This window comes from Solwaraspora sp. WMMB335, from assembly GCF_049179075.1.
Classification (GTDB): Bacteria; Actinomycetota; Actinomycetes; order Mycobacteriales; family Micromonosporaceae; genus Micromonospora_E.
In genome coordinates, this window is the sequence record NZ_JBMHMF010000001.1 from 1,403,168 (window position 1) to 1,415,863 (window position 12,696).

General features: G+C 70.4%; 11 protein-coding genes. 3 read left to right on the forward strand and 8 right to left on the reverse strand.

The window, feature by feature from the left end; all coding sequences use genetic code 11:
* Positions 1-107 precede the first annotated feature (107 nt).
* The 5 genes from ACN27F_RS05585 to ACN27F_RS05605 all read right to left on the reverse strand — a co-directional run bounded on the left by ACN27F_RS05585 (position 108) and on the right by ACN27F_RS05605 (position 3,785).
* Positions 108-1,028 carry a DUF2726 domain-containing protein gene (locus ACN27F_RS05585; protein ID WP_421431532.1) on the reverse strand — a complete coding sequence of 307 codons (921 nt, stop codon included), beginning with the start codon at positions 1,026-1,028 and terminating at the stop codon, positions 108-110.
* Positions 1,029-1,112: 84 nt separating this feature from the next.
* Entirely contained in the window at positions 1,113-1,358 is a 246-nt protein-coding gene (locus ACN27F_RS05590; RefSeq protein WP_421431533.1) for a ferredoxin, read from the reverse strand.
* 12 nt (positions 1,359-1,370) lie between these two features.
* Positions 1,371-2,390, reverse strand: a complete 1,020-nt coding sequence (locus ACN27F_RS05595; RefSeq protein ID WP_421431534.1) for a ferric reductase-like transmembrane domain-containing protein — start codon at positions 2,388-2,390, stop codon at positions 1,371-1,373.
* Positions 2,387-3,355, reverse strand: a complete 969-nt coding sequence (locus tag ACN27F_RS05600) for an FAD:protein FMN transferase (protein ID WP_421431535.1) — start codon at positions 3,353-3,355, stop codon at positions 2,387-2,389. Before ACN27F_RS05600 ends, ACN27F_RS05595 begins: the two co-directional genes overlap by 4 nt.
* Before the next feature lie 4 nt (positions 3,356-3,359).
* On the reverse strand, positions 3,360-3,785 hold the full coding sequence (locus tag ACN27F_RS05605; RefSeq protein ID WP_421431536.1) for a hypothetical protein: 426 nt from the start codon (positions 3,783-3,785) through the stop codon (positions 3,360-3,362).
* A 219-nt stretch (positions 3,786-4,004) separates the two neighbouring features.
* On the opposite strand from ACN27F_RS05605, the gene ACN27F_RS05610 reads away from it, so the two are divergent.
* Positions 4,005-5,951, forward strand: a complete 1,947-nt coding sequence (locus ACN27F_RS05610; protein ID WP_421431537.1) for a hypothetical protein — start codon at positions 4,005-4,007, stop codon at positions 5,949-5,951.
* A 146-nt stretch (positions 5,952-6,097) separates the two neighbouring features.
* Here ACN27F_RS05610 and ACN27F_RS05615 read toward each other — a convergent pair whose 3' ends face one another.
* Positions 6,098-7,903 carry a glycoside hydrolase family 6 protein gene (locus ACN27F_RS05615; protein ID WP_421431538.1) on the reverse strand — a complete coding sequence of 602 codons (1,806 nt, stop codon included), beginning with the start codon at positions 7,901-7,903 and terminating at the stop codon, positions 6,098-6,100.
* A gap of 317 nt (positions 7,904-8,220) precedes the next feature.
* On the opposite strand from ACN27F_RS05615, the gene ACN27F_RS05620 reads away from it, so the two are divergent.
* The gene (locus ACN27F_RS05620; protein ID WP_421431539.1) at positions 8,221-9,834 is read left to right on the forward strand and encodes a glycoside hydrolase domain-containing protein; all 1,614 of its coding nucleotides are present in this window, start codon (positions 8,221-8,223) and stop codon (positions 9,832-9,834) included.
* An 18-nt stretch (positions 9,835-9,852) separates the two neighbouring features.
* Positions 9,853-10,521 carry a hypothetical protein gene (locus ACN27F_RS05625; protein WP_421431540.1) on the forward strand — a complete coding sequence of 223 codons (669 nt, stop codon included), beginning with the start codon at positions 9,853-9,855 and terminating at the stop codon, positions 10,519-10,521.
* Between the two features lie 39 nt (positions 10,522-10,560).
* Here the strand turns inward: ACN27F_RS05625 and mptB are convergent, their stop codons facing one another.
* The gene (gene mptB, locus ACN27F_RS05630; RefSeq protein ID WP_421431541.1) at positions 10,561-12,111 is read right to left on the reverse strand and encodes a polyprenol phosphomannose-dependent alpha 1,6 mannosyltransferase MptB; all 1,551 of its coding nucleotides are present in this window, start codon (positions 12,109-12,111) and stop codon (positions 10,561-10,563) included.
* 224 nt (positions 12,112-12,335) lie between these two features.
* Complete coding sequence (locus ACN27F_RS05635; protein ID WP_421431542.1) at positions 12,336-12,656, reverse strand: DUF4360 domain-containing protein; 321 nt, start codon at positions 12,654-12,656, stop codon at positions 12,336-12,338.
* Positions 12,657-12,696 lie beyond the last annotated feature (40 nt).

Here is a 12,696-nt window from a genome sequence, read left to right on the forward strand (position 1 = left end):
CGTCACGGTTTCGGCGCCGACGGCGCTGCCGGCAGGCTCAGCGGGCCCAGGCAGCAGGGCGGAAGTCCGTCGGCGCCAACCGGCATCGGGTCGACCGGCACCGACGGTCAGCCGAAGGAAACGTGTTCAAAGGCGAACTCGCCGGCCATCTCGGCCCGACGCGAACGCAGCAGGTGCAGCTCCCGGCTCAGTGCGTCGCGTTCACGCAGGTTCGGTTCGCCTAGCTCAAGACCCTTCAACCGCTCGCCGATCGCCGCCGCGGCCAGATCCTCGACGAATCGTCCAGGTTCTATCCCACATTGCAGCCGGTGCGGCCAGATTCGTACCCGCTCAAACAGGAAAAGGTTCTCGCGTACGGCCAACCATGCCCAGCCCTCGGCGGACCCGTCCCGCCAACTGGCGTGCAGACCGCGCAACAGCGGATCCACCAGCTGCCGACCGACGAATGCGTCGACCGCCCGGGCCCGCGCAACCGCGCCCAGATCGTTGACGTAGCCCGTGCGGCCGTCCGGCAGCCGGCCGATGATGTCCCGATAGCTGATCACGCTGATCGCCTCGGGCGTTTCCGCTGCCGGTTCCTGCCCTGGTTGCCGTCCCGCTTCCTGGAACCTCCGCGCGTCCAGTACGTATTCGACGATCCGCCGGCCGGGCCCAGCCGGCGCCAGCACCGCCGACTCTATCCGCAGAAGTTCCAGACCGAGCGCCGCGCACACCGCGTCGGTCATCCGCTCGTCCCGCTGCTGGTGCGCCGTCCGACCCCCCGGATCCACGAAGTCGACCGCGAAGACCGGGTGGTACCCGTCGCCGTCGCACACGACGAAATCCAACTGCGCGCGGGTCGCGACACTCCATTGGTGCGTGGTGATTCCGGGCGGGCGGCCACTCACGATCTGACTCAGGCGGCAGCCCGGCTGGATGAGGTAGCCGGCACGCTCGACAAGGTCACCCCGCTGCACGCCAGCGGCGTGCTCCGCCCGGCTCAGCACCGGACGCAGCCGGGAGGTCCGGCTGCTGTCGTCGTTGGTCATATCTGTCCGTCACGTCCTGCTCACCGCACCACGCCGGCGCTGGCGAGGCACCCGACCATGCTAGTGCTCGGCCGGGCGAGGTCGTCAACGACGCCGGGCCGACGGCTGCGACGGGATCAGCCGCAACGCGAGCTCAGGACAGTTCGCGACGGCACGCTCCGCGTGCCGTCGCAGTTCGACCGGGACCATCGGCTCCCGGTCGCCGTCACGCGAGACCGGGAACCCCCAGTCATCGCGGGTCAGCATCTCGGGCAACAACTCGATGCAGAGCCCGCGACCGTCACAAGCCGCCCAGTCGATCTGCAGCCGGCGGCCGTCGCGATCGTTCACCTGTCGTCACTCCTAACGGCGCCACCCCGATGGGACCGTACTCGGGTCCCCACCATAACCGTCGGCGTCGTCGTACCACGGCGAGCGGGCACTGCCGGCCGGCTGCGCCGGCTCCGCGACGGGCCAGGCACCGGCCGGTGCCGCCCGCTCGGCGGGTCGCGGACGGCGGTACATCTCATCGTCACGGTACGAACCGCCGTCACGGTACGAACCGCCGCCGCGGTAGGAATCACCGCCGCGGTACCCGTAGTCCTCGTCCGAGCGGTAGACACCGCTGCCAGGGCTCGCGTGCCGGCCCGCAGGGTAAGCCGCCGCAGGGTAAGCCGCCGCAGGATAGGCCGCGCCGGGATAGGCCGCCGCTGGCCGGCGGTACGTGTCCGGCGGAGGACCGTACGACCAGTCGTCCACCGGCGCGACGCTGACCTCACCGGAGTCACGGCCGGCTCGGCGCCGTCCGCCGGTGGCAGTGGCAGCGGTGGCAGTGGCGGCAGCCGTCTGTCGCGGACGGGGCCGGATCCACAGCAGCAGGCGCCAGCCGAGCGCGCCCGACACGGCCAGCAGGCAGCCTGCGGACACCGCGAGCATCCACCGCTCGCCACTGTCGGTACCGGTTCCGATGGAGTGCCCGAACGCCGCCGGCCACGACGCGTACGCCAGCCAGTGCACCGCCCGCCACAGCCGTACGCCGAGATGCCTGCGCAGCAGGCTGGTGCCGACCAGGACCAGCATCACGTCACTGGCCAGGGTGCCCAGGCCCATGTACAGCGGCCGGTACTCGGCACCGAACGGCACGAACAGGTCGAGCACCCGCAACTTCGCGTACGGATCGAACAGCAGCGTCACGACGTGCACCACCAGCAGCCCGATGGCCAGCAGCGCGGCGTTGCGGTGCACCAGGCTGACCGCGAACCGTGGCAGCCCGAACGCCGGCCGGCCGGACCGGCTGCCCACTCCCAGCACGACCACCACGGACAGCAGGATCAGTGCCATCACCCCGGTGCCCCGCGCGACGAACCAGCCAGCCTCCGTCACTGCGCCTCCTCTTTCGCAGACCAGTCCCCGGTGGTCCGGATCCTGCCGTCAGCGGCCACCAACCGGCCCGGCGCACCGAGCCCGGTCAGCCAGGGCACGGCGCGGTCACCACGGACCAGCGCCGCGGTGCTCAACGTGTTGGCCCGTACGCAACTGAACGCGGCGACCGAGACGGTGCGCCAGACACGGCTCGCCGGCCGCCCGGTACGCGGATCGACGATGTGGTGCATCGTGGTGTCGCCGACGGTCCACTGCCGGCTGACGGTGCTCGAGGTGGCCAGGGCGGCTCCCGCCGGCACGCCGACCACGCAGTACGGATCGCCGGGTTGGTCCTGCACCCGGACCCGCCAGCCGCCGGCCGGTGCCGGACCCGCGGTGGCGATGTCGCCGCCGAGCGCCACCAGCGCACCCACCCGGCACCGCCTGGCCACCTGCCGCGCGGCCCGGTCCGCGGCCCAGGCCTTCGCCGTCGCACCGAGGTCGAGTTGCGTTCCGTAGGGAACGGTCAACTCACAGTCCTGTAACCGGACCCGCCGCCAGCCGGCGACCGGCGACGGCTCCGGCAATCCTGTGGGTGGGGCCGACGACGTCGGTGCCGACGACCGGTCACGCAGGACGACCCATCTCAGGTCGGCGTCGTAGCCGAGGTGGCACAGCGCGGCGCCCACGGTCGGATCGACGTCGCCGTCGGTCTCCCGGGCCGCCTGCAGCGCCACCGCGACCAGGCCGGCCAGCAGTGGGCTCACCCACACCGGCGATCCGCCGGCACGGCAGGCGCGAACCAATTCGGAATCGGGGCGAAACCGGCTACAGGCACTGTCGACGGCGGCGAGCACATCCTCGACAATGGTCCGGGCGGCCGGCACCGCCGCCGGCTCCGTCACCACCAGCCGCGCCAGCGTCCCCCATACGTTCCACTGGGCGCAGTCGGGTCCGACCGGCAGGGTCTCCAGCAGTGGCGGCATCGCCTCACGACCCGCCGGAGGTGGCTTGGCCGGGACCGCCGCCACCGCCGGTCACCGGCGGAAACTCCGCCGGTGCTGGCGCCCCGGCCGGGGCCGCCTGCTCGCGCTCGGGGTCGTCGGCCGGCGTACCCGTCCCGGTCGACACGCCTGTCTCACCGGCCGTGCCCACGTCGGCGGGCGGTGCCTGCGGCGCTTCCTCGACCGCGGCCGACGCACCGCCGGGATCGACGGCCGACGTCTGCCCGGCCGGCCCGTTGCCGACGCTGCCGGCCGGGACGTTCGTCTCCTGGTCCGCGACGTGCTCGGCGTGTGCCGCCATGGCCACGCCGACAGTGCCGGCGATGCTCACCGCGGCGAGGCCGCCGGTGAGCATGGTGACCCGCCGCAACCCGCGTTCCCGCTCCCCCAACGCCGCCTCCCGCGCCACCATCGACGGCGGACCACCCGCCGTCAACCCGGGATACGGCTGCTGCCGGCACCCGGTTCAACCGACTGGGCAACTACCGGCGGCGGTCCGCCAGGATTTGCGCCGGCGGATTTACAGCGCTGGAGATCAATGACACCGTGTCCACTGCGGAGAGGCGATCGCCCCCGCGACCGGTGGGCAGCCGGACCGGCGGCCACCGACGGTCGACACGGAGGGATATGGATGTCGATAAGGACAGCGACGAGGTCTGCGGCGGCTACCCTGACAGCGGCTGCCGCCGCACTGCTCATGCTCGTATCGGCGGCACCGGCCAGCCAGGCAGCGCCACCGCGCTTCGCCCACCTCGATCCGGGCGGCCAGCCGACGTTGACCGAAAAGGTCCCGGTCAACGTGGTGTTTCTCGGCTACAGCCGGGCCCAGGTGAGTCGGTCGCACTATCTCGCCGAGCTGCCCAAGCGCTACGAGCCGGTGGTCCGGTCCCGCTTGTGGTACGACGAGGTGGAGAAGCTCGGTCTGACCTACACATACGACTATCAGGTCCAGTACGCTGACCGGCGCTACGAGGAACGGTTCTTCGCCGAGTTGAAGCGGCTGGCCGAGCCCGCACCGCTGACTGTCTACCAGGAGCTCTACAACGAGCAGGAAAACAACCTGGTCACGGTCACCGACAACCACCACATCGACGCGCCGAGCGTGGAGCGCTGGCTGGCGCTGCATCCGCCGGCCGGTGTCGACACCCGACGCAACACGATCTTTTTGATCAACTGGTACGGCCGCTCGGACTTCCGTTTCCACGTCTACACCAAGACCGACGAGCCCGACCCGGACACCGGCTACAACTTCGGCACCGAGCGGGACAGCCGCAAGCTCACCGCGTGGGGCGGCACCACCGCCGACGACGAGGAGAACGGACTCGGCACGACCCGCCGGGTGTGGTTCCACGACCTGTCGGCCGGGCCGGAGTCGTGGACCGAAAACTGGAACGTCGACGAGCCGGACCTCGACGGCAACGGGGTGGAGGACTACCGGATGCCGCCGGTCTGGGAGTACGCGGCGGACGGCTACCGCTCCCCTGCGCTACTCGGCAGCGATCTCGGCCTGATCACCCGCTACGTGGCGCTGAACCTGCTGTTCACCACCTCGCCGCTGTACCCGGCGGAGTTGCCCGCCCCTGCCCCGCCCAAGTCGATCAACATCGACAGCAACGTCTACGAGGGCTGGGAGGGCGTCGACGCGTCGGTCCGCTACATCGACGAGGAGCTGCTGCAGCTGGAGCTGCGGGAGCTGCGCTGGCGCAACGTGTTGGACTACGACGGCCAGAACCTCGCGTTCGAGGGTGACGCCGAACGCTGCTACTACGCGACGATGATCGATGACGAGTCCTGTTACCCGGAGCTGGGCTACCCGCCGTTCGCCAATTTCTACCTGCAGAACACCTTCGAACTCGACCGGGTCCTCGACGACCAGGAGCGGGTCGACTACGAGCTGCCGGTGTTCAGCTACGCCCTGCCGGCGGGCACCCCGGTACCGGCGCTGGGTTTCGCCGAGGACAACTACGCCGACGGTACGCAGTCGTACGTCTTCGCGTTCGTCTCCCCCGAGATCGTCGACGCCGGATACGGGCTCACCACCACGCTGATCCACGAGGTGGGGCACCACCTCGGGATGAGTCACCCGCACGACGGTTACGACAGCGAGACCGGCATCGACTACGGTCCCGAGGACGACTACTTCTTCGCCTGGGTCGGCGACGAGGTCAACTCGATGATGAGCTACATCGACCTGAACTGGGACTTCAGCCAGTTCGACCGGGACAACAGCGACCGGTTCGGCACCGCGGCGTACAACGAGGCGGCGAACCAGCTGGCCGAGGCGGTGCTGGACAGTGATCGTGCCCGCCGCGCCTACGGCGAGCTACGGGCCGCCGACCACCTGCTCGGACAGGCGCAGCACGCCTTGGCCGGGCACGACTACCGGCGGGCGCTGTGGTTCGCCGAGCAGGCGTACGGCAAGGTCGTCGACGCCGCCGAAAAGGTCGGCGTGGCACCGGACGCGGCGGCCGAGGCAATGGCGGCCCGGGCGAGTCAGGCCCGGATGTCCAGCGATCTGACCGGACCACACGAGTTCATCGACACTCTGCAACCTGACGGGCCACGTAGCCAGCCCTGATCGGCGTGCGGGAGTGGGCCGGGCGGCGAGTCGGCCGCCCGGCCCACTGTTTTCGGTATCGGGTGTGACGGGGCCGGCCGCCAGGACAGTGGCGGCCGGCGCCGAGGCCTCGTCACCGCCGGATCATCCCGGCGGCCACCCGCTGGTCACAGCGGCGGGTACGCGTTCTGCATCAGCTGTCGGATCTGGGCGGAGAACCAGTGTCCGGACACCGGCGCGTCGGGCAGTGCGCCACTGGCGCTGTTGCCGTTACGGGGGTTACCGCCGTAGGTCGGGTCGCACATCCGGTCGAAGCCCTTGCCCTCGTCGTTCGGGATCTCCGAGCTGGAGCCGTCGGACTCACCCGGCGGCTTGATCCAGACGTAGGCATCGATACCGGACGCGGGAGCGGCCGTCGGCCGCTCACCCAGACCGGCACCGGACTGGTTGCACCAGTTGCCCTTGTGGATCCGCCGGTCGATACGCGACTCGTTGATCCGGGTGTTCAGGTCACTGGCGTTGCTCGGCCCGCTCGGCCGGGCCGAACCGCCCCACCCGTTACGCGAGGTGTCGATCAGCATCCCGATACCGGAGTTGAAGCCGGCCTGCACCAGCCGCTGCCGGAACGCCTGGGCGAACGACAACTCGTCGTTGTACTGGTTCCAGTCGATCCAGGACGACTGGCGGGTGGTGGAGTCGACGGTGATGTACGGCTCCCGCAACGCCGAGTAGTTGGCGGTGTTGGTGATGAAGCCGTGCACGTTGGCCAGCGTGCTACCGGAGGCCCGGGCGGCCTCGGCCATCAGTTGGGCGGTGGGGCCGAAGTTGTCGTCCCAGCCGATCCAGCCGTGGTGCGCGGCGTCCACGTAGTTGTAGACGTTGGGAACCGAGCCGAGCTGCGCCAGGGCGTAGCCGACACCGTTGACGTAGTTGCCGTTGGCCAACATGGTGTCGCACTGAGCGGTCGCGCCTGGCCGGCTGCCGACGTTCGTGACCAGGTTCGGCAGCGAGTCGATCTCGATCACCGACACGATCCGCAGGGCCCGGTACTCCGCCCTCGACATGATCTCCCGAATCGGATCGATGTACTCCGTCCGGTAGACACCGATCTCAGTCGGACCCAACTCACCGTTGGACGCCAACGCCGCACAGTCACGACCCGGCAGGTTGTAGATCACGATCTGAACCACCAACGGACGACTGCCATTGGCCGCGTCCTGCCGGACCGCCTCATCCAGATGATCCGCCAGACCCATGTCACCCGTCGTCGGGCTGTTGTTGCCGTAGATCGCACTGGTGCGGTCCAACCACACACCCGTCGGCTGGTTCGCGATCCGGCTACCACCCGGCTCCGCCGAAACGTTCGCACTCCAGATCGGGTTCACATACACATCCGCACCCACGTACGGGTTGTCCACCCGCGGACCACCCGTCGGCGGCGGCGACGTCGGCGGCGCGGTCGTCGGCGGGGCGGTCGTCGGCGGCGCCGTGGTGGGCGGGGGTGCCGTAGTGGGCGGTGGAGCGGTCGTCGGGCCGGTACCGCCGTTGCACGCGACCCCGTTCAGGGTGAACGCGGTCGGGCTGGAGTAGCTGCCGGTCCAGCGCCCGTTGAACCCGATCGAGGTGGATGCTCCGGTGCCGAGGTTGCCGTTCCAGGAGGCGTTGGTCGCGGTGATCGCGCCCGACGTGCCGCTCCAGTTCGCCGACCAGCCCTGGGTGAAGGTCTGCCCGGACGGCAGGGTGAAACGCAGGGTCCAGCCGTTGACCGGATCCTGCCGGTTGTTGATCGTGATGCTGGCGGTGAAGCCGCCACCGGAACCTTCGTTCCAGGTGTTGGCCTGGTAGGTGACACTGCAGACGACCGCGGCGTGCGCGGCCGTGGCGGGGATGATCAGGGCGGCGGCGACCAGCGCGCTCGCGCCGCCGGCCGCGAGCAGGCCGCGGCGTACGGTACGTCTCGGTGCGGTTGACATGGCTGGTTCTCCTACAGGTCGCGGGACCGCCACGACTGTCAGGTGCGGATGGCCGACCGTGATCGGTGCACGGACGGTTGGCAGGGGATGGCCGGCCAGCGGCGCTCAGCGTGGCGGATTGCCGAAAGAGGACTGCCCGGCGCCGGGTGGTCGGCCACCCTGCCCGTCCTCTCCGCTGGGATCGAGCGACTCGCACTGGCTCCCGGTGCGATTGAGGCGAATTTTGACACGCATCAATGATCGACACAATCCTCCGATTTACATCGCCTCCGGTGAGCCGTATCGTCGATAGCATCGGACGGCACCACGGGGGAATGATGCCTGAGACGATTGGCCTTGGCGCGCCATGGACCAGCCTGGCGGACAGCCACGTACTCGTGGCCCAGCAGTGGGTCAACGCCACCTACCACGGTGTGCCGGGATACCTCAGCTGCCCGGAGGACGGGCTCACCGGCTGGCCCACCGTGCTCTCCCTGACCCAGGCACTGCAGTACGAGCACGGCATCTCGCCGACGGTGCAGAACTTCGGCCCCGGCACCTTCAACGCGGTCCAGACACGCAACCGGCTACCGGCCGAGGAGACCAACACCAATCTGGTGCGTATCTACAACGCCGCCCTGTGGTGCAAGGGCTACTGGACCTCCACCGACCAGGGGGTCTGGACCGGCGACTCGGAAGCCTCGTTCAGCCAGCTCTACGCCGACGCGGGGCTGTCGTACGCCGGTCTGTCGGCCCGCCGGGCGATGTGGCCGCACATCGCGCGGGCGATGCTGCGGATGGACCAGTTCCGCCTGGTGCCGCAGGGTGACGGCGTCGTGCGGGGCATCCAGCAGCAGCTCAACTCGCGTTATGTGGCCGGCGTCGGCATCCCGGCGATGAGCCTGGTGCCCTGCGACGGGATCTACGCCCGGGACGTGCAGCAAGGGCTGATGATGGCCATCCAGTACGAGGTCGGTATTCCGCTCGGCTCGATCAACGGCAACTTCGGGCCGGGCACCCAGGCCGGGCTGCGTGGTGTCGGGTCCGGGCAGCTCACCGGCGACCTGCGGCATCTGTTCCGGTCGGCCTGCTACGTCAACTCGCCGACGATGCTGCCGGGCGATCCGCAGGTGCCGCTGGCCTACCGGCCGCAGGACATCGACACCGACGTCGAGACCGCCACCCACCTGGCGTGGCTGCGCGCCTTTCAGCGTTTTGCCCAGATCCCCGAGACCGGTACCAACGACTACACCACTTGGGCCCAGTTGCTCGTCTCTTCCGGCGACACAAGCCGACCCGCCACCGGCTGCGACTGCGTCGCCGAGATCACCCCGACGCGCGGCGCACAGCTGGTGGCCGCCGGGTACCGGATCGTCGGGCGCTATCTCGACGAGCACCTGCCGCCGTCAGATCCGTACTTTTTAGACAAGGCGCTCAAGCCCGGCGAGCCGCAGACCATCCTGGACGCCGGTCTGCGGTTCTTCCCGATCTTTCAGTACAACGGCACCCAACTGTTCAACTTCACCTACGCCAAGGGGTACGACCAGGGCCTGATCGCCCACCAGAAGGCCGACGAGCACCGTATCCCCACCGGCACCTGCATCTACTTCGCGGTCGACTTCGACGCGCTGGACGTCGACATCGACGCCGGTGTCAAGCCGTACTTCCAAGGGGTGCGGGACGCGCTCACCGAGCTGGGTGACCGGTACCTGTTCGGCGTCTACGGCTCCCGCAACGTCTGCACCCGTGTCTCCCGCGAGGTGGGCGCCCGGTGGTCGCTGGTCTCCGGCATGTCCTGGGGCTACTCCGGCAACCTCGGCTTTCCGCTGCCGGAGAACTGGTCGTTCAACCAGATCCGGGAGTACGAGTTCGCGCCCGGCTGGGGTCTGGACCACGACGTCTGGCGCGACGGCGCCGACCCCGGCGTGTCCGCCCTCGTGCCCGTCCAGTGAGCGAGTGAGGAACCCGAAATGATCACCAGACGAAGCCTGCTCGGCGGCGCTGTCGGTGCCGTCGGCGCCGGGATGCTCACCCAGGCCCCCGCCGGCGCGGCCCACGCAGCCGGTGCGCCCGAGGCCCACGGCTGGACCGGTGACGTGTCCGCCAACGGCTGGCGGATCGACCCGGCCGCCATCGCCACCTACCGCGTCGAGGGTTCTACCGCCTCGGTGGCGTTGCGGCACGGCCCCGCCGCCGTGGTGCTGCTGCACGTCGCCCGCCGCTGGCACTACGAGATCGGCCCGGTCGACACCGGTGAGGGCGGCGGCATCGCCGGCCACCGCACCGACCGCGCCGTACGGGCCGACTTCGAGTCGGCCTATCTTTCCGGCACCGCGATCGCCCTGCACCCCACCGCCTACCCGCTGGGCGGCAGCGAATCGCCGTGGCCGCACCAGGAGGCGATCGTGCGGGACGTTCTCGCCGACTGCGACGGCGTCCTGGTGTGGGGCGGTGACCTGGCCCCGACGACGGCCTCGCACTTCCACATCGCCGCCCGGCCCGGTGACCAGGCCCTGGCCCGCGTCGCCGCCCGGCTGGGTGCCGGCGCCCACGTCGTGCGCCGGCGTGCCGGGACCGCCGATGACCGGGCGGCCAAGGATGACCGGGCGGCCAAGTCCGACCACCCGGTTGGTGACTGACCGCCGGCCGCGTCTGGCGCGGGTACGGGCCCCGTACGCTCAGCTGGACCGGCTGAGCTGTGGTGCGACGACGGGCAGTGGCTCCCGGGCCAGTTCCGTGGCCAACGCCGAAGGCACCGTCTCCGCGACGGGCGCCTGCGGACCCGGCTTCTCGGCCGGCAGCGGCGCGGAGCTGAGCCGCCAGGCGGCGAGCCATCTGGGCGTGACGGCTGCGACCACGACGACGGTCACGCCGACGATCGCGGCCACGACGTCGGCCGGTTGCGGGCTCGCGCCCATCGGCTGCAACGAGAACACCAGCCCGACGCTGACGGCCACCAGGCCGCGACGGGCCAGCCAGTGCGTGGTTCCGGCGGCCAGCAGCACCAGCCCCCACAGCAGGTACCACGGGTGCACGACCGGGCCGAGCACCACGACCGCGGTCAGCACCAGCCCGGCGGCGGTGACCGGGTTGAGTCGGTCCCGGTGCCACCAGACCAGCGCGGTTACCGCGACCACGGCGAGCAGCCCACCGACGCGGGTGGTGGCCACCGCCGTGTCGACCGTGGCGAGTCCGAGGCGCTGCGGCAACCAGCCCAGGATCATGCCGGCGTTGGTGCTCAGCGACATGCCGTTACGGACCACGGTCGGCGTGCCGAGTGCCTGCACCCAGCCGTACCCGGATCCGAGCAGCCAGGTGACGGCTACGGTGGCGGTGACCGCGACCGTGATCACGGCGGACGCCGCCCGGGCCGGACGCCACCGGCCGGCCATGGCGGCGGCCCAGGCCGGTACGACGAACAGCAGGGCCGCCGCCGCTGGGGCCTTCACCAGCACGGCGAGCGTCAGCACCAGCACCGCGAGGATCCGCTGGCCGCGCAGCACCAGCAGCAGACCGGCGGCCATCAGGGTGATCATCAGCGCGTCGTTGTGGATCCCGCCGACCAGGTGAGCGATCACCAGCGGGTTGACCACGCCGAGCCAGAGGGCCCGGGCCGGGTCGACGGCGCAGCGCAATGCCATTTCCGCCACGCACCGGGCGAGCAGCCCCAACGCCGCCACGACCAGCAGCCGCAGGGCGAGCAGGGCAATCACCGGATGATCGCCGGCGAACCGGATCGCGACCGCCGCGACCGCCAGGAAGACCGGTCCGTACGGGGCCGGGGTGTGCTGCCAGATCTGCGGGATATCCGCGGCGAGGTGCCCACCGAGCGCGGCCGGCCCGAAGTGGTACGGGTCGATCCCCCGGTCGAACATCGCGCCTTGCGCCAGATAGCTGTACGCGTCCCGGCTGAACAGCGGTGGCACCGCGAGCAGCGGAGCGCTCCACCAGACCAGCGTGCCGGCCAGCTCACGTGGGGCCGGTAGGCTCCGGCCGAGCCGCAGCCAGGCCAGTACCAGCACGGCAAGCCCGGCGAAGACCAGCCCGGCGGCGAGGCCGGGAAGCTGCCGCAAGGTCCCGACCAACGGCAGGCCGACGTACGGATCCTGGTGGGACAGCGCGCCCGCGCCGAGCGCGCCTACCCCCACCAACGCCGTACCGGCGAATCCCCACCAGCGGTACTGCCGCGACCCGGACCGGGACCACAGGCGAAGATCGGGTGCCGGCACGGGGACACGCTTCCATCAGTCGGTGTCCGACCGGCAACGGCCGGGCGACGATGGTGTGGCAGCTGGGTGGCGGCCCGCCGTCATCCCGAGGGCGGCACCGGCGAGCCGTCGAAGGTCGCGGTCACTCGTCACCGACGACCAGACCCGCCACCGTGGCCGCAGGCACCGGTCGAGGGTGGCCGGTCACACCGGCCGCCCTCGGGTCATCGGGTACGGAGGTCAGTTCACGGGCAGGGCTGCCAGGCCAGGTGGTACATGGTTTCGATGCTGCCGTCGGTCGAGTCCATGGTCAGGAAGCTGACGTCCGTCGAGGTGCCCTTGCTGAGGCGCAACTCTGTGTTGATGTTGAGATTGCGCTGCTCGCCGCAGGGGTGCCAGACCACCGAGGCGATCGGCACCTCGTCACTCACCATCCAGTTGTCGTCGAGTGGTGCGGGGATGGGGTGGTTGCTGAAGGTGCCCTGGGTCATCCCCTGGAAGTAGTAGTTGGCCCGCTGCGAGGCGATGGCACCCGGGCTGAGCAGCCCGTACCCGCGGTAGTCCACCTCTCGCCGGATTCACCAGAGCGCTGGGCTGAGCCGTCCG

What these genes read in the sequence shown, in the direction of transcription:
- ACN27F_RS05585 (WP_421431532.1), bottom strand. Translation starts at nt 1,028, where the DNA reads ATGACCAACGACGACAGCAGCCGGACCTCCCGGCTGCGTCCGGTGCTG.
- ACN27F_RS05600 (WP_421431535.1), bottom strand. Translation starts at nt 3,355, where the DNA reads ATGCCGCCACTGCTGGAGACCCTGCCGGTCGGACCCGACTGCGCCCAG.
- ACN27F_RS05605 (WP_421431536.1), bottom strand. Translation starts at nt 3,785, where the DNA reads ATGGTGGCGCGGGAGGCGGCGTTGGGGGAGCGGGAACGCGGGTTGCGG.
- ACN27F_RS05610 (WP_421431537.1), top strand. Translation starts at nt 4,005, where the DNA reads ATGTCGATAAGGACAGCGACGAGGTCTGCGGCGGCTACCCTGACAGCG.
- ACN27F_RS05615 (WP_421431538.1), bottom strand. Translation starts at nt 7,903, where the DNA reads ATGTCAACCGCACCGAGACGTACCGTACGCCGCGGCCTGCTCGCGGCC.
- ACN27F_RS05620 (WP_421431539.1), top strand. Translation starts at nt 8,221, where the DNA reads ATGCCTGAGACGATTGGCCTTGGCGCGCCATGGACCAGCCTGGCGGAC.
- ACN27F_RS05625 (WP_421431540.1), top strand. Translation starts at nt 9,853, where the DNA reads ATGATCACCAGACGAAGCCTGCTCGGCGGCGCTGTCGGTGCCGTCGGC.